Origin of the sequence: Kitasatospora sp. NPDC048365 (assembly GCF_043200835.1) — a bacterium.
Classification (GTDB): domain Bacteria; phylum Actinomycetota; class Actinomycetes; order Streptomycetales; family Streptomycetaceae; genus Kitasatospora; species Kitasatospora terrestris.
In genome coordinates, this window is sequence record NZ_JBICYJ010000007.1 from 55,962 (window position 1) to 72,812 (window position 16,851).

At 73.5% G+C, this 16,851-nt stretch carries 20 protein-coding genes; 3 read left to right on the forward strand and 17 right to left on the reverse strand.

Annotation, left to right across the window (positions count from 1 at the left end):
• Window positions 1-40 precede the first annotated feature (40 nt).
• The 11 genes from ACGFX4_RS09310 to ACGFX4_RS09360 form a co-directional block, all read right to left on the reverse strand.
• Window positions 41-1,858 (reverse strand): proton-conducting transporter membrane subunit, encoded by a 1,818-nt coding sequence (locus ACGFX4_RS09310; protein ID WP_393071381.1) that lies wholly within the window; start codon window positions 1,856-1,858, stop codon window positions 41-43.
• Between the two features lie 6 nt (window positions 1,859-1,864).
• A complete protein-coding gene (locus ACGFX4_RS09315) occupies window positions 1,865-2,212 on the reverse strand; it encodes a sodium:proton antiporter (protein WP_393071382.1) in 348 nt (115 codons plus the stop codon).
• Window positions 2,212-2,973, reverse strand: a complete 762-nt coding sequence (locus ACGFX4_RS09320; protein WP_393071383.1) for an MnhB domain-containing protein — start codon at window positions 2,971-2,973, stop codon at window positions 2,212-2,214. The genes ACGFX4_RS09315 and ACGFX4_RS09320 overlap by 1 nt, the downstream gene beginning before the upstream one ends.
• Window positions 2,970-3,263, reverse strand: a complete 294-nt coding sequence (locus ACGFX4_RS09325; RefSeq protein WP_393071384.1) for a Na(+)/H(+) antiporter subunit B — start codon at window positions 3,261-3,263, stop codon at window positions 2,970-2,972. Before ACGFX4_RS09325 ends, ACGFX4_RS09320 begins: the two co-directional genes overlap by 4 nt.
• Window positions 3,260-3,559 (reverse strand): monovalent cation/H(+) antiporter subunit G, encoded by a 300-nt coding sequence (locus ACGFX4_RS09330; protein WP_393071385.1) that lies wholly within the window; start codon window positions 3,557-3,559, stop codon window positions 3,260-3,262. The genes ACGFX4_RS09325 and ACGFX4_RS09330 overlap by 4 nt, the downstream gene beginning before the upstream one ends.
• Window positions 3,560-3,599: 40 nt before the next feature.
• Window positions 3,600-3,890, reverse strand: a complete 291-nt coding sequence (locus ACGFX4_RS09335; protein WP_393071386.1) for an MrpF/PhaF family protein — start codon at window positions 3,888-3,890, stop codon at window positions 3,600-3,602.
• Window positions 3,887-4,333, reverse strand: coding sequence for a hypothetical protein (locus ACGFX4_RS09340; protein ID WP_393071387.1), 447 nt, complete (start codon window positions 4,331-4,333; stop codon window positions 3,887-3,889). Before ACGFX4_RS09340 ends, ACGFX4_RS09335 begins: the two co-directional genes overlap by 4 nt.
• Window positions 4,334-4,354: 21 nt before the next feature.
• On the reverse strand, window positions 4,355-4,678 hold the full coding sequence (locus ACGFX4_RS09345) for a plasmid stabilization protein (protein WP_393071388.1): 324 nt from the start codon (window positions 4,676-4,678) through the stop codon (window positions 4,355-4,357).
• A 6-nt stretch (window positions 4,679-4,684) separates the two neighbouring features.
• The gene (locus tag ACGFX4_RS09350; protein WP_393071389.1) at window positions 4,685-5,761 is read right to left on the reverse strand and encodes an SDR family oxidoreductase; all 1,077 of its coding nucleotides are present in this window, start codon (window positions 5,759-5,761) and stop codon (window positions 4,685-4,687) included.
• A gap of 76 nt (window positions 5,762-5,837) precedes the next feature.
• Complete coding sequence (locus ACGFX4_RS09355; protein ID WP_393071390.1) at window positions 5,838-6,089, reverse strand: DUF6479 family protein; 252 nt, start codon at window positions 6,087-6,089, stop codon at window positions 5,838-5,840.
• A gap of 48 nt (window positions 6,090-6,137) precedes the next feature.
• Window positions 6,138-6,296, reverse strand: a complete 159-nt coding sequence (locus ACGFX4_RS09360) for a hydrophobic protein (protein WP_393071391.1) — start codon at window positions 6,294-6,296, stop codon at window positions 6,138-6,140.
• A 189-nt stretch (window positions 6,297-6,485) separates the two neighbouring features.
• Here ACGFX4_RS09360 and ACGFX4_RS09365 point away from each other — a divergent pair, with 189 nt between their 5' ends.
• The gene (locus tag ACGFX4_RS09365) at window positions 6,486-6,908 is read left to right on the forward strand and encodes an SsgA family sporulation/cell division regulator (protein ID WP_393071392.1); all 423 of its coding nucleotides are present in this window, start codon (window positions 6,486-6,488) and stop codon (window positions 6,906-6,908) included.
• Between the two features lie 29 nt (window positions 6,909-6,937).
• Here ACGFX4_RS09365 and ACGFX4_RS09370 read toward each other — a convergent pair whose 3' ends face one another.
• The 6 genes from ACGFX4_RS09370 to ACGFX4_RS09395 all read right to left on the reverse strand — a co-directional run bounded on the left by ACGFX4_RS09370 (window position 6,938) and on the right by ACGFX4_RS09395 (window position 12,093).
• Complete coding sequence (locus ACGFX4_RS09370) at window positions 6,938-7,723, reverse strand: phosphatase PAP2 family protein (RefSeq protein WP_393071393.1); 786 nt, start codon at window positions 7,721-7,723, stop codon at window positions 6,938-6,940.
• Window positions 7,720-8,682, reverse strand: a complete 963-nt coding sequence (locus ACGFX4_RS09375) for a YihY/virulence factor BrkB family protein (RefSeq protein ID WP_393071394.1) — start codon at window positions 8,680-8,682, stop codon at window positions 7,720-7,722. Before ACGFX4_RS09375 ends, ACGFX4_RS09370 begins: the two co-directional genes overlap by 4 nt.
• Window positions 8,683-8,734: 52 nt before the next feature.
• On the reverse strand, window positions 8,735-10,378 hold the full coding sequence (locus ACGFX4_RS09380) for a diacylglycerol kinase family protein (RefSeq protein ID WP_393071395.1): 1,644 nt from the start codon (window positions 10,376-10,378) through the stop codon (window positions 8,735-8,737).
• An 88-nt stretch (window positions 10,379-10,466) separates the two neighbouring features.
• Window positions 10,467-10,688: a DUF6480 family protein gene (locus ACGFX4_RS09385; protein WP_393071396.1), complete on the reverse strand. Its 222-nt coding sequence runs from the start codon at window positions 10,686-10,688 to the stop codon at window positions 10,467-10,469.
• Window positions 10,689-10,789: 101 nt separating this feature from the next.
• Entirely contained in the window at window positions 10,790-11,104 is a 315-nt protein-coding gene (locus tag ACGFX4_RS09390) for an STAS domain-containing protein (protein ID WP_393071397.1), read from the reverse strand.
• A 185-nt stretch (window positions 11,105-11,289) separates the two neighbouring features.
• Window positions 11,290-12,093, reverse strand: coding sequence for an alpha/beta fold hydrolase (locus ACGFX4_RS09395; RefSeq protein WP_393071398.1), 804 nt, complete (start codon window positions 12,091-12,093; stop codon window positions 11,290-11,292).
• A gap of 142 nt (window positions 12,094-12,235) precedes the next feature.
• Here ACGFX4_RS09395 and ACGFX4_RS09400 point away from each other — a divergent pair, with 142 nt between their 5' ends.
• Together ACGFX4_RS09400 and ACGFX4_RS09405 are read left to right on the forward strand one after the other, a co-directional pair.
• On the forward strand, window positions 12,236-12,403 hold the full coding sequence (locus ACGFX4_RS09400; protein WP_345701364.1) for a hydrophobic protein: 168 nt from the start codon (window positions 12,236-12,238) through the stop codon (window positions 12,401-12,403).
• Window positions 12,404-12,589: 186 nt separating this feature from the next.
• The gene (locus tag ACGFX4_RS09405) at window positions 12,590-16,834 is read left to right on the forward strand and encodes a HAMP domain-containing protein (protein ID WP_393071399.1); all 4,245 of its coding nucleotides are present in this window, start codon (window positions 12,590-12,592) and stop codon (window positions 16,832-16,834) included.
• Window positions 16,835-16,851 lie beyond the last annotated feature (17 nt).

Sequence of the window (16,851 nt, forward strand, 5' to 3'; positions counted from 1 at the left end):
GGAGGTGTGCCGGGCACGCGGCGGCGGGCCTGGGACGGTGTCAGATCCGGGCGGCGAGCGCGGTGCACAGCACGGCGATGCCGAGGGTGAGCCACGCGAGGTAGTCGCCCAGGCGCCCGGAATGCAGGCGGCGCAGCGCCCGGACGGCCCGCACGGCCGGGTGGCCGTCGGCGAGCCACGGTCCGCGCTGGTGCGCTGCGGCGGCCGCGAGCGCCACGGCGAGACCCGCGGACAGCAGCCCGAGGAGCAGACCGGGGACGGTCCAGGCGGTGTGCGGCACCGCGAGGGCGGCCGACGCGTCGCGGCCCGCCAGGACGGCCTCCCGGTAGCGGTCCGGGTCGGTGAACACCGCGGCCCCGCGGGCGATCGCGTGCCCGGCGGCGGGCACACAGCCCAGGACGGCGGCCAGTGCCAGCAGGACGGCGGGAACGGCGGTCATGGTCGGCGGCAGGGCGCGCCCGGGGGAGCGGATCTCCGGCTCCTCGCCCTCGCCGCTGGTCTCCTGCTCGCCCGGGCGACCGTGCGGCGCTGGGCCCACGCCCCAGAAGACCCGCAGGCCCACCCGGAGCACCGCCGCGCCGGTGACCGCCGAGGCGGCCACGAACACCGCCGGCAGCCACGGCAGCCAGCCGCCCGCCTCCTCCTCGGCCAGCGCCTTGCCGAGCCCGGTACCGAACGGCGGCAGCCCGGCCAGCGCCAGCGCCCCCACGGCGAACAGCACGCCCACCAGCCGCAGGTCGCGGGCGCGGCCGTGCAGCCCGTGCTCGTCGACCGAGCCGAAACGGTCCAGCAGCACACCCGCCAGCGCGAACAGCGCCGCCTTCACCAGGCCGTGCCCGGCGACGTACAGTGCCGTACCGGCCGCGCCGGCCGGATCCAGCAGGGCGACACCGACCAGGAACAGGCCGACGTGGCTGACCGTGGAGAACGCCAACAGGCGCTTGAGGTGCCGCTGCTGCCAGCACATCACCGCACCGACCAGCGCCGTCAGCACCCCCAGCGCGGCGAAGGTGCTCCGGAACGCCTCCGGCGGGATCCCGCCCGGCCCGGCGAACACCGTCCAGTAGACCCGGGCGATGCCGTACACGCCCAACTCGACCATGACACCGGACATCAGCATGCACACCGGCGTCGGGGCGACCGCGTGCGCGTCGGGCAGCCAGAAGTGGAAGGGGACCGCGGCGGCCTTCACCAGTAGTGCGGTGGCGACCAGGACGAACGCCACCACGGTGAGCAGATCGGTGCGGTGGCCCGCGAGCTGCGCGCCGAGGCGGGCCAGGTTGAGCTCCCCGGTGCGCGCGTACAGCAGGCCGATCCCCAGCAGCGAGCAGTAGGCGGCGAAGGAGGTGACGATGCCGAAGGTGAGGGCCCCGTGCAGCGGGCGGGGGTCCTCGATGCGGGAGCCGGTCAGTGCGTAGGCGGCCGCGCCCATGAGCTCGAAGAACACGAACGCGTTGAACAGGTCGCCGGTCAGCGCGAAGCCCGCCATACCGGCCTCGAACAGCAGCAGGAGGGCCGGGAAGACGCCGGCGTGCTCACCGGTCGGCTCCTCGAAGTACCGCCAGGAGTAGACGACCACGGCGAGCACCAGGACGGCGACGAGCAGCGCCAGGCCGACACCGAGCGGGTCGGCGGCGAGGACGATGCCGACCTCGGCGGGCCAGCCGCCCAGGTCGGCGGTGCCCAGGTCGCCGGTGCGGCTCCACAGCAGGACCAGGCAGGCGACCTCGATGACGGCGACCGCCGTGGCGAGCGCGTCGCAGCCGGTCCGCGGCAGCCACCGGCCCGCGACGGCGAGCAGCGCGGCCCCGAGCAGCGGGATCGCCACCGCCAGCGGAAGGAGGTCGGCCGGGGCCACGGGCCGTCAGCCCTTGAGGCCGGTCAGGGCCTGCGGGTCGACGGTGCGGTGGCGCTTGCGCAGTTGGACGGTCAGGGCGAGCAGCAGCGCCGTGACGGTGGCGCCGACCACCACGTCGGTCAGGGCCAGGGCCTGGACGACGGGGTCGACGACGGGACGGCTCCCCGGGGTGAGGTCGGAGAAGACCGGGGCGGTCCCGTCGCGCCGGTAGCCGACGGCCAGCAGGAGCAGGTAGGTGGAGGACTGGGCGACGGCCAGACAGCCGATCGCGTGGATCAGGTTGCGGCTGGTGACCAGGCCGTACAGGGCGACGAGCAGGACCCAGCCGGCGGCCAGGTAGGGCCAGATTCCCATCAGTGCCCTCCGGAGCGGTGTGCGTCGGTGTCCTCGGGGTCGGCGAGTTCGACGGCCTGGTCGAGGAAGTGGGCGAGCAGCGCGATCAGGGCGCAGGCGACCTCCACCCCCACCGCCGCGTTCAGCACGGGGACGGTGCCGCCGGAGGTGATCTCGTTGAAGGTGCCGAGCGGCAGGACGTTCGCGAGGAACGCGCCGCCCGCGATCAGACCGGCCAGGCCGACCAGGGAGTACGACGCCGCCGCGAGCGAGTCGGCGACGTCCAGCACGGTCAGCGGGCGCAGGCGTCGGAGCGCGCGGTAGTCCGCGGCGACGTAGGCCAGGTGCAGGCCGGTTGCCAGCACGACGCCGCCCTGGAACCCGCCGCCGGGGCTGAGCTGGCCGTGCGCGACGACGTACACGCCGACGACCAGGGTGATCGGGAGCAGCAGCGTGCCGAACAGGCGGGTGGTCGGCATCACGCGTTCGGCCCCGGCCCGGCGGTGGCGCTCGTCGCGGGCCCGGCGCAGCAGCAGTGTGGCGCCCAGGACGGTGCCGAAGAGGATGGACTCCTCGCCCAGGGTGTCGAACGCCCGGACGTCGAAGTTCACCGAGGAGACGGCGTTGGCGGTGCGGTGCGCCAGCGCCGCGGCGACCGCGCGGTCGCCGTACGGGTGGCTCTGCGCGCCGAACTCCGGGAGCTGGGTGCACGCGACCGCGAAGAACGCGGCGAGGACGGCCGCGGCGGCCAGGAAGACGACCAGCCGTGCCCTCGCCGTCACCTGTCCTCCTCGGTCGCGGCGCGGCCGTCACTGTCGCCGGTCGGGCCGCCGGTGCCGCGACGGATGACCTTGCGGACGGTCAGCAGGATCAGGAGCGGGGTCAGCGCGGTGCCCACCGCCAGCTGGGACAGGGCCACGTCCGGGGCCTGCAGCACGGCGAACAGGACCGCCAGGCCCAGCCCCTGGGCGGACAGCACCACCGCCTGGCGGGCCGGGTCACGGGTGAGCACCGCCACCGTCGCGGACAGCACGACGAACGCGAGGGCGAAGCCGATCAGCCACTCGTTCATGTCTCCCCTCCTTCCGGTTGCCCCTCGGCCTGCTGGGAGGCACGGCCGACGGCGACGGTGGTGACCGCACCGCCGACGGCGAAGAGCAGGCCGATGAACAGCGTCTTGACGGCCGCCCGCCCCACCCCCTGGTCGAGGGCGACCGCCGCGGCGATCAGCGGAACCCCGACGACCGACGCCGGGGCCAGGGCGTGCAGCCGCATCAGCGTCCCGCCGAGGCGCAGCAGCGCCAGGGAGGACAGCAGCACGCATCCGACGCCGGCCCAGAGCATGACCAGCACGATCGCATGACGCACCGTCGGACCACCCTTCCTTCTCGCGCGACCCGCCGGTCCGTCATGTCGTGCCGCCGTCGGAGCCGGCGTGGGTGTCGTGGGCCCGGCCCGCCACGAAGCGGGTGAAGACGAGCGTGCCGGCGGGCGCCAGGACCGCCAGCACCAGGGCCAGGTCCTGGTAGGAGGACCGCTCGTAGGCCGGCGGCAGCAGCAGGAAGAACGCCCCCGTGCAGGTGGACAGCAGCGAGACACCGGCCAGACGCCGCACCGTGCTGCCCCGGGCGGCGATCCACAGGCACGCCGGGAACGGCACCGCCAGCACCACCAGGGCGGCCACCGCCCACGCGTTCACGCGGAGCCGCCCGGCCGGGCGACGGCGGTCTCGACCGGCCCCGGCTCCGGGCCCAGCGCATGCACCACCAGGCCGCGCGCGTCCGGTACGTCGACCACGCAGGTGTCGGGGGAGGCGGCGACCAGCACACCGGCCCAGCCCGCGTCCGCACCGGGCGCCAGACGGACCTCCCGCACCACCGCGGCCCGGCCGGACGGCCGCACCACGGCCTTCACCAGGACGGCCGTACCCCGCCCGACCGCCGCGGGCAGCGCCAGCACCGCCCGGCCCGCACCGCGGGCGCCCGCCACCTGCACGCCGGCGACGCGACGCATCCGCCGCGCCACCAGCGCACCGCCCAGGGCGGCGATCCCGGCCACCACCAGTTCGACGGGCGACACCGAGCCGATCGACACCACCGTCACTCCGAGCAGCACCGCGAACCACATGGCGATCTCCAGCACGGCCCGCACCGACGCACCCCCCTACCGACCGAGCGCGTGCTCGAGTTCCTTCTTGTTCATCTTCGAACGGCCGTGGATGTTGCGCTGCTTGGCCTCGTTGTACAGCTGCTCCTTGGTCGGACCCTGTGCTCCGCTGTGCGACCGCAGGCCACCGCGCCGGGAGGAGGAGATGTCCTCCAGCGAACTGCGGCTGGCGGTCTTCGACTCGCCGTGCCGCGCCCGCTCCTTGTTCACCGTCCGCGCGGCGATCTCCTCGGCGCGGTCCTCGTTCTCGCCGCGCTCCAGCACGCTCTCCTTGATGTGCTCGTACTGCCGTTCCCGCTTCGGGCTCGATCCACGAGGCATGACCACTCACTCCTCTCGGCGAAACTGCGGGGAACGCCTGCCCCGCATCCGTGAGACGAACCCGCCGGCGGCCGCCGGCAAACCCGAACTCACCCGTCCGGCCGCCCCGACCACCCCGTCGCACAGGGCGCCGACGAGCTGCGCGGCCCGCTGCTGCACGCTGCGGGCCCGGGCCCGGTCGTCGAAGCGCCCGTGCGCACCGAAGTCCTCCCAGGAGTCGACCGGGTGGAACAGGTTGTCCGGGTCGCCCGCGCGCCGCCACTCGGCGGTCTGCTGCGCGTCGAAGCCGGTCCGGGCCAGATAGCGGTCCAGCAGGCCGGGGACGACCGCGTTCGCCACCAGCGTCGCCGCGGTACTGGCACCGACCCAGTACTCCCGGCGCGCCGGATGGTCGGCGGCGAACAGCACCGCGCGGGCGGCGACCTCCGGCTGGTAGATCGGCGGCACCGGCTGCGCGCGCATCGGCAGCCGCGAGCGGACCCAGTCGAACTGCGGGGTGTTCACCGCCGGCATCTGCACCATCGTGCTGCGCACCCGGGTACCCGAGGCCAGCAGCTCGCAGCGCAGTGCCTCGTTGAACCCCTGGATGGCGTGCTTCGCGCCGCTGTAGGCGCTCTGCAACGGGATCCCGCGGTAGGCGATCGCCGAGCCCACCTGCACCACCACACCCGAGTCGCGCGGCAGCATGCGGCGCAGCGCCGCGTTGGTGGCGTACACGTACCCGAGGTAGGAGACCTCGGTGACCCGCCGGAACTCCTCCGGCGAGATCTCGGTGAAGGGGGCGAAGACGGAGGCGAACGCGGCGTTCACCCACACGTCGATTCGCCCGAACGCGTCCTCCACCCGCTGGGCCGCGGCCTCGACCTGGGCAGGGTCGGCGACGTCCGTCTCGACCGCGAGCACCTGCGCGGCGCCCGCCAGTTCGGCGTCCCGCACCGCCCCGTCGAGACCGGCGCGGCCGCGGGCGATCAGGGCGACCCGGTCGCCCCGGGCGGCGAACGCCACCGCGCAGGCCCGCCCGATCCCGGCGCTGGCCCCGGTGACCACCACGGTGCGGACGGTGGCGGTTCTGTCGTGTGTCATGGAGGTGCGGGTTTCCCCGATCGCCGACCGCAAACGGGGTCGATCCGGCGCGTTGCCCCTCCGGGTGTTCTGAAGGTCAGCCGGAAGGCGGACGGTCGCCGTACTCGGAGCCGCCGGGGCGGTCGGTGTCGGCTTCGTCCGGAGTGCTCCACGAGCCCGCGCGCGGTCCGCGGCGCTCCCCGGGGCGGTAGGCGGGTCCCTTGGCCCGGGCGCGCCGGCGGCTGCCCCAGGCGAATGCCGCGATGAGGACGACGACGATGACGATCGCCGGGACCACGAGTCCGGCACCCGACAGGGACGCCGAGAGCTGAACCGTTCGGTCGACCATGAGTGGGGATTCCCTTCGTTCGATGTCGTGAGCGCCGCACGGCGGCTCTCACCAGCGGTACCAGCGCGAGCCCGATCCGCCCTTCGCGAAGAAGCCCAGGACCCACAGCACCAGGACGGCCAGCGCGATCCACCACAGGACGTGGACGGCGAAACCGGCACCGAACAGGAGCAGGACCAGCAGCAGGACGAGCAGCAGTGCAACCATTTCCATCACCCTCTCGCGGTGCGTCTGTCCGCACCGGCCGACCCCAATCCCCCGGATTCCGGCCCGCATGCCGCCATGTGCGGAGGAGTTGTGGAGGTTCCGGTCGAACTGCCTGCCCTGGAATGCACCGGGTAGCCGAGCGCACACAGCCTGCCCACAGGGCGGTATGACGCCACGGAAGGTGCCTCCATGCCGATGTCCGCCGTCCGACCGATGCTCGTCACCCTTCCGGACAGCGACCTCCCGGACGTGCCGGTCCTCGCGGAGCTGCGCTTCGACACCAGCCGCCCCTTCGCGGCGTGCCTGTCCTTCCCGGTCGCCGAGTGCGACTGTGCGGACGAAGACCTGTCGGTGTGCTGGTACTTCAGCCGCGACCTGCTGAACGAGGGCCGGCACGCGCCCACCGGCAGCGGTGACGTGCGGGTCGGTCCGGGTGCCGCGGGGGACGTGCGCATCACCCTGCGGGGGCCGACCGGGCAGGCGGTGATCAGCGCCCCCGGCGAGCTGGTCACCGCCTTCCTCGCCGACAGCTTCGCGCTGGTGCCCGCGGGTTCGGAGTCCGACCACCTGGACATCGAGGCCGTCGTGCAGTGGATCCTCGCGGCGGGCTGACCTGCGTCCGTTGCCGGGCGCTTTGGGGTTCAGCGCCCGGCCCGCGCTCCGCCGCGCCGCTGCACGAGCTCCGGTTCCAGCCCGTCCGCGGGCGGCGGTACGCCCAGGCCGAGCTCGCGCCGCCACGCCTCGAAGGCCCAGGCGGCCGCGCCGACCAGGGCGGAGCCGATCAGCCACCCGCCGATCACGTCGCTCGCCCAGTGCACGCCCAGGGCGACCCGGGTGAGGCCCACCCCGAACACCGACAGCGCGGCCACCGCCCACGCGGCGGCCCGGAGCGTACGCGGCACCAGCGGCACCGCCACCAGCAGCAGGATCCCGCAGGACACGGTCGCCGTCAGGGTGTGTCCGGACGGGAACGAGAAGCCGGGCGCCTGCGCCACGGGCGCGTCGAGATGCGGCCGGACCCGTCCGGCCGCGGTCTTGGTCGCCAGCCCGATCACCGCGGCGGCGGTCTCGGTGGAGGCCGCCCACCCGGCGAGCCGCCAGGCCCGGCGCCACAGCAGCCACAGCACGGCCGCCGCGACGGCCGCACGCATCGTCACCGGGTCCCACACCCGGTTGCTCAGCACGTCGAGCACGCGCAGCAGCCCCGGGTGCCGCAGCACCACGGCGTGCAGTTGCACCGCCGCCCCGGAGTCGAACGTCCGCAGCGGTGACCATTTCGCCTCGACGAGGGCGAGCAGCACCCCGGCCGGTACGGCGGCGACCACGAAGGCCGCCGTGGCCGCGGCCAGGCGCTTGCCGAGGCGCAGGTCCGCCGCACGCAGCGCCGCCTCCACCGTCCGGCGCCGGTGCCGTCCTGCGGGCGTCACGCGCGTGCTCCCGTCCCCGCCGCGGCCGGATCCGGTTCGACCGGGTCGGACCGGCCGGACCGGTCGGCCTCCAACTGGGCCGCGAACGCGATGCCGAGGAGCAGGGCGACGGCCGTCAGGTACGACCACGCCAGGAGCGAGAAGACGACGCTGAGCGGTCCGTACAGGGCGTCGAAGGAGCCGCTGAGGCGCAGGAACGCACCCAGCAGCCAGGTCGACGCCACCCACAGCACCAGGTAGAAGGCGGCGCCGAAGGCCAGCCAGCTGTAGCCGGGCTGGCGGCGCCGGGGCGCCCGGCGGAAGATCGCGCTGGCGGCCATCACGGCGAGCAGCATGCCCACCGGCCAGTGCAGGACGGCCCACACCGCGGTGGCGCCCGGTCCGAGCCCGTACACCTCGGCCACGGCGTCGCCCACCTGACGGCCCGCCACCAGGACGACGAAGCCCAGCCCGAGCGGCAGCCCGGCGGCCGCGGCCATCACCACGCCCCGGCCGTACTTCCGGAGGAACGGCCGGTCGCGTTCGATGCCGTAGATCCGGTTCGCGCCGCGCTCGATCTGGCAGAGGCCGGTCACCAGGTTGGCGAAGGAGAACGCCGCGCCGAACCAGAGCGCGACCGCGCCGCCCTCGCCGGCCCGGCGGCGACTGCGCTCCAGGATCCCGTGGACCAGGTCGGCGCTCTCCGCGGGGACGAGGCGTTGGAGCCCGGTCTCCAGGACGGCGCCCAGACGCCCGGTGGGCAGTTCGGCCGACAGGCCGACGAGGGCGATGGCCAGCGGCACCAGCGCCAGCACGGTCTGGAAGGCGAGCGCACGGGCGTGACTGAAGCCGTCGGCGTAGCGGAAGCGCAGGAAGGCGTCGCGGAACAGGGACCACCGGCCGTGTTCGCGCAGGGTGGCCATCGCCTCGTCGGCGGCGAGCGCGTCGCCGGGGCCGTGCACCCGGGTGGCGGTTCCCATCAGGCTGCCGCTCCTTCCTGCCGGTGTCCGGCGTCCTGCGGGTTGTCGGGACCTACGGGGTGTTCGGGCTGCCGGTCGTGGGCCGTGGCGCCGGGTGTCGGGGTCCGTCGGGCGGGGCCCAGACGGTGACCGCCGCAGGACGGACGCCCAGGCGCAGGCCGCGTCCCTCCGGTACGGCCTCGCCGTCCAGTTCGCGGGGGCAGGGGCGGTCGGCGAGGAGCTCGATGCTGCGGGCCCGGAAGTGCTCGAAGGGACCGTCCGTTCCCCGGTCGGCGTGGTCCCTGCCGTGCCCGGAGAGCAGGTCCGCGAGCGCGCCGGCCCATCCGGCAAGCCCGCGGGGGTGCAGGAGCACGAGGTCGAGGACGCCGTCGTCCGGCTCCGCGTCCGGCAGCAGGCGCACGCCGCCCTGCAGCGCACCGACGTTGCCGACCACGGCCATCCGCACCCGTCGGTCGAAGGGCGGCCCGCCGTCGAGACGGACCGTCAGACGGACGGGCCGGTCGCCGAGGTGGCGGGCGGTACCGAGCACGTAGGCCGGCCAGCCGAGGCGCCGCTTGAGCGCGCGGCTGGTGTCGGCCATCACCGCCGCGTCCAGTCCCATGCCCGCCATTGCCGCGACCGGCGACGGTTCCAGGCCGTCGCCGGTGGCCTCCGCGAGGTCGAGCGCGCGCGGTGCCCCCGCCAGGGCGGAGGCGAGTGCCGGGCCGGGGGCCGGGGGCAGTCCGAGGTTTCGGGCGAGGATATTGCCCGTGCCGCAGGGCACGACGGCCATCGCTGCGTCCGTCCCGGCGACGGCCCCGGCGCAGGCTGTCACGGTGCCGTCGCCGCCGCACACCACCAGCAGCCCGGCACCCGCCGCGACCGCCCGGGCGGCCGCCGCCCGGCCGGCGTCCTCGGCGTCGGTCTCCACCGTCGCGGTCACCGTGACGCCGCGCGCCGCCAGGACGGCCCGCACCTCGGCGATCGCCCCTTCGGACGCGGTCACCGGATTGACCAGCAGCACGGCCCGCTCCGTCGGCCCGCGCAGCGGGTCGGGGACCGACGCGGGGGAGCGGCGGTCGAGGACGGCACGGTGCATCACCCACAGGACGACGGCGCCGTTCAGCAGTCCCGCCACCACATCGCTGGGGTGGTGCATCCCCCGGTAGAGCCGGGCCGCCGCGACCAGCGGCGGCAGCAGCCAGAGCAGCGCGCACACGGCGAACCGCCACCGTCCGCGCGCCAGCAGCAGCACCAGGACACCCAGACCGCCGTACAACGCGGTCGCGGCGCCGACGTGTCCGGACGGATAGCTGGACGTCGGCAGCGCCCCGTCCAGCCGGACGACGTCCGGCCGGGGCCGGTCCACCACCGCGGCGGCCGTTACGAACAGCACGGCCTGCGCCGCCACCGCGCCCGCCAGGAACACCGCCTCGCGCCACCGCCGCCGGTCCGACCCGAGCAGGAACAGCACCGCGACGGCCGTGACCGCCACCACCGCGGGCGTGAACGCCGCCGCCGACAGCCAGGCGCTGCACGCCGTCGCCACCGGCCCCCGGTGCGCGGCCGGCCAGGCGTCGACGGCCGACTCGCGCGGATCCCAGAGTCCGAACGGCGGGTGGGTGACCATCACGCCTACCAGGACCAGCAGTCCGGCCTGCACGGCCAGCGGTACCAGCACCCGGCGGGCCAACCGCCCGCCCACGTCACTTGTCATGCGTGCCCGTGTCCCCCGCACGGCGGACGCTATCCGTCCGCGGAGCCGGTTTTCGCCCGGCGCGTGCCCGGCGCATGGCCCGCGGGGCTCAGAGCACCAGACCGAGCACGATGCCCGCGACCACCAGGCAGACCAGGACGACGAGGAAGGTGACCAGGGTGGACGGCCCCCACGCGCGGGTGACCTCGGGCGGTTCGGGGTGCGAGATCCCCGAGATGCCGCCCTCTGCGGGCGGGGTGTCACCGTCGCGCAGCGTGCCGTCCCCGGTCAGTCCCGGGGTGTTGCGTGGATCCGGATCCGGAGTCGACATGGTTCCTCCTCCGTGGCTGGTTGGCCTCCTGGGCGTTCCGCGTCGCGCCTACCCAGCTGCGTCCGGGTCACGCCGGCGAGATCGGCCCGCCGGCGCCGAGGTCAGGGCCGGATGGTGAACACCCGGTCGAGGCCGACGATGCCGAGGATCCGCAGGGTGTTGGCAGGCACGGCGGCCAGCACGAGGTCGCCCCCCGACGCCTGGGTGCGGCGCCGGGCGGCCAGCAGTGCGGTGATGCCGCTGGAGTCGCAGAAGTCGAGGCCGGACAGGTCGACGACCAGGCTCTGGCCCGGCGCGAGGACCAGCTGGTCGACGTATTCGCGAAGGGCGGGTGCGTGCTCGTAGTCGAGGTCGCCGGTGATCCGCAGGACGGGCCCGGTCGCGGTGTCGTGGTGGGTGGTGTTCATCGGCTGCATGGTGGTGGATCCGTGGTCACGGGGCGGTGGGACGGGTGGCGGGGCCGATCGCCAGGAGTGCGGTGTCGTCGTCCAGGCCCTCGCCGAAGCTCTTCAGCAGCCCGGTGAGGGCGGTGATCAGCTCGCGCGGGGCGGCGGGTGCCCGCGCGGTGGCCCAGGTTCTCGTTCCCCGCCGACCCGGCCCATCACCCCAGGTCCCGGAGGAAGGCGAGGATCTCGTGTGCGGTGTCGCCGGGTGCGCTCACCTGCGGGCAGTGCCCGGTGGCGTCCAGGGTGACCAGCCGCGAGGAGGGGATGGCCGCGTGCACGTATGCGCCCACCTCGCGGGGCGCGATCACGTCCTGGGAGCACTCCAGGACGAGGGTGGGGACCTGAACGCCCTTCAGGTCCTCCCGACTGTCGGACAGGAACGTGGTGCGGGCGAACACCCGGGCGATGGCCGGGTCGGTGGCGCAGAAGCTGGTGGCCAACTCCTGGCCCAGCTCGGGACGGTCGGGGTTCCCCATGATCACCGGGGCCAACGCGGAGGACCAGCCGAGGTAGTTCGACTCCATCGAGTCGAGGAGTTCGTCGATGTCCTGCGCGCCGAAGCCGCCGCGGTAGCCCTCGTCGTCGATGTAGCGGGGCGAGGGCGCCACCATCACCAGCGCCCGGATCCGCTCCGGCGCCGCCCGCAGGGCCAGCACGCCCACCATGGCGCTGACCGAATGGCCGACGAACACCGTCTGCCGCAGGTCCAGTTCCTCCAGCACCTCCACGACGTCACGGGCGTAGCCGTCCAGGGAGGAGTACCGCTGCTCGCTCCACGACGCCAGGTGGGAGGCCCCGCAGCCGACGTAGTCGAACAGCACCACGCGGTGCCGGAGCGCGAGTCGGGGGACGATCAGCCGCCACATGTTCTGGTCGCAGCCGAAGCCGTGGGCCAGCACCACCACCGGGCCGTCGGGAGGGCCGGTGAGCGTGACGTTGTTCCTGCGGCGGATGTCCATGCCGGGCATCCTGCCACGCAGGGGAGGGGGGACCTGCCCGCCGCGACCCTAACGCATGAGGTCCGGGCCGGGATTGGAAATCCGTGCATGATCCTTCCCACTCGGGGCACCCGGCACTGCGAAACCGACTACGGAGGTCTCGATGGTTCCCCTTCTTCTCGTCCTGCTGCTGGCCCTGATCCTCTTCGGTGCCGGATTCGCGCTGAAGGCCCTGTGGTGGGTGGCGTTCATCGTGCTGGTCGTGTGGCTGGTCGGCTTCGTGGCCCGTGGCAGCCACTCCTCGGGGCGCTACCGCTGGTACCGCTGGTAGGGGTCCCGACCGTCAGGCCGCAACCCCCGGGGCGATCCCGGGGGTTGCGGCCTGGGGTGTGCCGGAGGACGATCCGGGCTTTTCGGATCGGGTGGGGGCTGGGGTAGTTTCGGGGCGGTACGTGCCCGTATTGCAGGACGGCCGCCGGTGTTCGGTGCCCGGGGTGGCTCTAGGAGGCGACGGTCGATGGCTGGTTCAACCACGCAGAACGGTGCACGCGGGGACGCGGGCCCGGAGGCCGCGCAGGTCGGTGTGCCGGAACTGCGGCTGCTGCTGGCCGGGTTGACGTCGGTGCGCGACGGTGACTTCGGCACCCGTCTGCCGGACGACGCGGACGGCCTGCTGGGCGAGATCGCGGGCGTGTTCAACGGCATGGTCGACCAACTGTCCCGCTTCACCTCGGAGGTGACCCGGGTGGCCCGCGAAGTGGGCACCGAGGGGCGACTCGGCGGCCAGGCGCAGGTACCCGGAGTCTCGGGGACGTGGGCGGACCTGACGGACTCGGTCAATGCGATGGCCGGCAATCTGACGACCCAGGTCCGGGACATCGCGCAGGTCGCCACGGCGGTGGCCGAGGGCGACCTGTCGCAGAAGATCACCGTGGATGCGCGGGGCGAGATCCTGCAGCTGAAGAACACCGTCAACACCATGGTGGACCAGCTCGGTTCGTTCGCCGGTGAGGTGACCCGCGTCGCGCGCGAGGTGGGCACCGAGGGCATTCTGGGCGGTCAGGCCGACGTGAAGGGCGTCTCGGGGACGTGGCGCGACCTCACGGACTCGGTGAACTTCATGGCGGGCAACCTGACCGGGCAGGTCCGCAGCATCGCGCAGGTCGCCACGGCGGTGGCCGAGGGCGACCTGTCGCAGAAGATCACCGTGGACGCCCGGGGCGAGATCCTCGAGCTGAAGAACACCATCAACACCATGGTCGACCAACTCGGCTCGTTCGCCGGTGAGGTGACCCGCGTCGCGCGCGAGGTGGGCACCGAGGGCCGGCTCGGCGGCCAGGCGGACGTCCGGGACGTCTCGGGGACGTGGCGCGACCTCACCGAGTCCGTCAACGTCATGGCGGACAACCTCACGGCCCAGGTCCGCGCGATCGCGTCGGTCACCACGGCGGTCGCGCAGGGCGACCTGTCGCAGAAGATCAGGGTGGACGCGCGGGGCGAGATCCTGGAGCTGAAGGAGACCATCAACACGATGGTCGACCAGCTCTCGGCGTTCGCCGACGAGGTGACCCGGGTGGCCCGCGAGGTGGGCACCGAGGGCAACCTGGGCGGCCAGGCCACCGTCCGCGGAGTCTCCGGCACGTGGAAGGACCTGACCGACAACGTCAACGTGATGGCGTCCAACCTGACCGGGCAGGTGCGCAGCATCGCCCAGGTCGCCACCGCCGTCGCCAAGGGCGACCTCTCGCAGAAGATCAACGTCGAGGCCAAGGGCGAGGTCGCCGCGCTGGCCGGCGTGATCAACACCATGGTCGACACGCTCTCCGCGTTCGCGGACGAGGTGACCCGGGTGGCCCGCGAGGTGGGCACCGAGGGGACGCTGGGCGGCCAGGCGCGTGTCCTGAACGTCGCCGGCACCTGGAAGGACCTCACCGACAACGTCAACTTCATGGCGCACAACCTGACCAGCCAGGTCCGCAACATCGCCCAGGTCACCACGGCGGTCGCCAACGGCGACCTGACCCGCAAGATCGACGTGGACGCGCGGGGCGAGATCCTGGAGCTGAAGACCACCATCAACACGATGGTCGACCAGCTGTCCTCGTTCGCCGCCGAGGTCACCCGCGTCGCCCGCGAGGTCGGCAGCGAGGGGCGGTTGGGCGGCCAGGCCGAGGTGGAGGGCGTCTCCGGCACCTGGAAGCGCCTCACCGAGAACGTCAACGAGCTGGCCGGCAACCTGACCCGCCAGGTCCGCGCGATCGCCGAGGTGACCAGCGCGGTGACCGCCGGGGACCTGACCCGGTCGATCACCGTCGACGCCTCCGGCGAGGTCGCCGACCTCAAGGACAACATCAACTTCATGGTGGAGTCCCTGCGCGAGACCACCCGCGCCAACGAGGACCAGGACTGGCTGAAGACCAACCTGGCCCGCATCGCGGCCCTGATGCAGGGCCGCCGGGACCTCGCCGCCGTCGCCGAGTCGATCATGGACGAGCTGACCCCGCTGGTCTCGGCCCAGTGCGGCGCCTTCTACCTCGCCGAGGAGACCGGCGAGGGCACGGTGCTGCGCCTGGTCGCCTCCTACGCCTTCCCCGACGGCCCGCGGCCCGACGTCTTCCGGCTCGGCGAGTCGTTCGTCGGCCAGGCGGCTCGCAGCCGCCGCACCATCGCCGTCGACCACCTGCCGGCCGGTTACCTCTCGGCGGCCTCCGGCCTCGGCCGCACCGAGGCGCTCGCCCTGATGGTGCTGCCGATCACCGTCGAGGACCAGGTCCTCGGCGTGATCGAACTCGCGGCCGTCCGGCCCTTCACCCCGGTCCACCGCGACTTCCTGGACCAGTTGATGGAGACGATCGGCGTCAACGTCAACACGATCGTCGCCAACGCCCGCACCGACGAACTGCTCGGCGAGTCCCAGCGGCTCACCGCCGAACTCCAGGCGCGGTCCGCGGAGTTGCAGGCCCGCCAGGAGGAACTGCAGGTCTCCAACTCCGAACTCGAGGAGAAGGCGGAGCTGCTGGCCGCCCAGAAGGGCGACATCGAGGCCAAGAACCTGGAGATCGAACAGGCCCGCCAGGAACTCGAGGACCGGGCCCACCAGCTGTCCGTCGCCTCGAAGTACAAGTCGGAGTTCCTGGCCAACATGAGCCACGAACTGCGCACCCCGCTCAACAGCCTGCTCATCCTCGCCCAACTGCTCGCCCAGAACCCGACCCGCAACCTGAGCGCCAAGCAGGTCGAGTACGCCGGCATCATCCACTCCGCCGGCTCCGACCTGCTGCAGCTGATCAACGACATCCTCGACCTCTCCAAGGTCGAGGCCGGCAAGATGGACCTCAACCTCGAGACGGTCTCCGTGGCGAGCCTGGTCGACTACGTCGAGGCGACGTTCCGCCCGATGACCGGCCAGAAGAACCTCGCCCTGACCGTGCGCACGGGCCAGGGGGTGCCAGACGCGCTGCGCACCGACGACTACCGGCTGCGGCAGGTACTGCGCAACCTGCTCTCCAACGCGGTGAAGTTCACCGAACAGGGCACCGTCCAGCTGATCATCGACCAGGTCGACCCGCGGGAACTCCCCGACGGCGCGCGGCTCGAGGGCCCGGTCCTCGCCTTCCGGGTCACCGACACCGGGATCGGCATCGCCCCGCAGCACCTGGAGACCGTCTTCGGTGCCTTCCAGCAGGCCGACGGCACCACCAGCCGCAAGTACGGCGGCACCGGACTCGGGCTCTCGATCAGCCGCGAGATCGCCTACCTGCTGGGTGGCGGGATCACGGTCGAGAGCGTGCTCGGCCAGGGCAGCACCTTCACCCTGTACCTGCCCACCACCCGCGTCGACCTCCCGGAGACGCCCGCGGCGGTACCCGGCGCCGCCGTCGAGGGCGATGCCAGCCCGGCCGTCGCCGACCTGCCCGCGGTGCCGCTGCCCGCACGCCGGCTGCTGGTCGTCGAAGCCCGGACGAACGGGCTGCTCGGCCTGGTCTGCGAGAACGCGCTCACCGACCTGCCCCGGCCGGACGGACGGGAGCTGGAGATTGTCACCGCCGTCGGCGCGCACGAGGCGGCCGCCACCCTGGCGGACGGCCCGTGCCACTGCGTGGTCCTCGACCTCGACCTGCCCGGCGGCGCCGCGTTCGCGCTGCTCAAGGACATGGACGGCGATCCGGCGCTGCACGCCGTCCCCGTGCTCGCCCACCGCAGCCGCGGATTCGCCACCGACGACGACCTGCTCACCGCCGGTGCGACCCGGCCGATGGAGATCCTCTCCAGCCTGGACGAGCTGCGCGAACGCGTCGCCCTGCACATGAGCGCCGCGCGCCCCGAGGACATCCGGCCGCGCACCGCGCCCGCCTGGGAACCCGACGCGGACCCGAGCCTCACCGGCCGCACCGCGCTCGTGGTGGACGACGACGACCGCAACCTGTACGCGATCACCGGCATCCTCGAACTGCACGGCATGGAGGTCCTGAAGGCCGAGAACGGGCGCGCCGCGCTCGACTCCCTGGCCGCCCGCCCCGGGATCGACGTCATCCTGATGGACGTGATGATGCCGGAGATGGACGGCTACACGGCGACCGCGGCGATCCGCGCGATGCCCGAGCACGCCCACCTGCCGATCATCGCCGTCACCGCGAAGGCCATGATCGGCGACCGGGAGAAGAGCCTGGCGGCCGGCGCCAGCGACTACATCACCAAGCCGGTCGACGCCGCCGAACTGATCAGCCGCATCCGGGACCAGCTCGCCGGCCCGTCCTCCTGAGCCGTCCTGACCCGTCC

Bases quoted from the DNA above. Each gene is read 5' to 3' on its own strand.
- ACGFX4_RS09315 (WP_393071382.1), bottom strand. From the start codon at position 2,212: ATGGGAATCTGGCCCTACCTGGCCGCCGGCTGGGTCCTGCTCGTCGCC.
- ACGFX4_RS09325 (WP_393071384.1), bottom strand. From the start codon at position 3,263: ATGAACGAGTGGCTGATCGGCTTCGCCCTCGCGTTCGTCGTGCTGTCC.
- ACGFX4_RS09345 (WP_393071388.1), bottom strand. From the start codon at position 4,678: ATGCCTCGTGGATCGAGCCCGAAGCGGGAACGGCAGTACGAGCACATC.
- ACGFX4_RS09350 (WP_393071389.1), bottom strand. From the start codon at position 5,761: ATGACACACGACAGAACCGCCACCGTCCGCACCGTGGTGGTCACCGGG.
- ACGFX4_RS09355 (WP_393071390.1), bottom strand. From the start codon at position 6,089: ATGGTCGACCGAACGGTTCAGCTCTCGGCGTCCCTGTCGGGTGCCGGA.
- ACGFX4_RS09360 (WP_393071391.1), bottom strand. From the start codon at position 6,296: ATGGTTGCACTGCTGCTCGTCCTGCTGCTGGTCCTGCTCCTGTTCGGT.
- ACGFX4_RS09365 (WP_393071392.1), top strand. From the start codon at position 6,486: ATGCCGATGTCCGCCGTCCGACCGATGCTCGTCACCCTTCCGGACAGC.
- ACGFX4_RS09375 (WP_393071394.1), bottom strand. From the start codon at position 8,682: ATGGGAACCGCCACCCGGGTGCACGGCCCCGGCGACGCGCTCGCCGCC.
- ACGFX4_RS09380 (WP_393071395.1), bottom strand. From the start codon at position 10,378: ATGACAAGTGACGTGGGCGGGCGGTTGGCCCGCCGGGTGCTGGTACCG.
- ACGFX4_RS09385 (WP_393071396.1), bottom strand. From the start codon at position 10,688: ATGTCGACTCCGGATCCGGATCCACGCAACACCCCGGGACTGACCGGG.
- ACGFX4_RS09390 (WP_393071397.1), bottom strand. From the start codon at position 11,104: ATGCAGCCGATGAACACCACCCACCACGACACCGCGACCGGGCCCGTC.
- ACGFX4_RS09395 (WP_393071398.1), bottom strand. From the start codon at position 12,093: ATGGACATCCGCCGCAGGAACAACGTCACGCTCACCGGCCCTCCCGAC.
- ACGFX4_RS09400 (WP_345701364.1), top strand. From the start codon at position 12,236: ATGGTTCCCCTTCTTCTCGTCCTGCTGCTGGCCCTGATCCTCTTCGGT.
- ACGFX4_RS09405 (WP_393071399.1), top strand. From the start codon at position 12,590: ATGGCTGGTTCAACCACGCAGAACGGTGCACGCGGGGACGCGGGCCCG.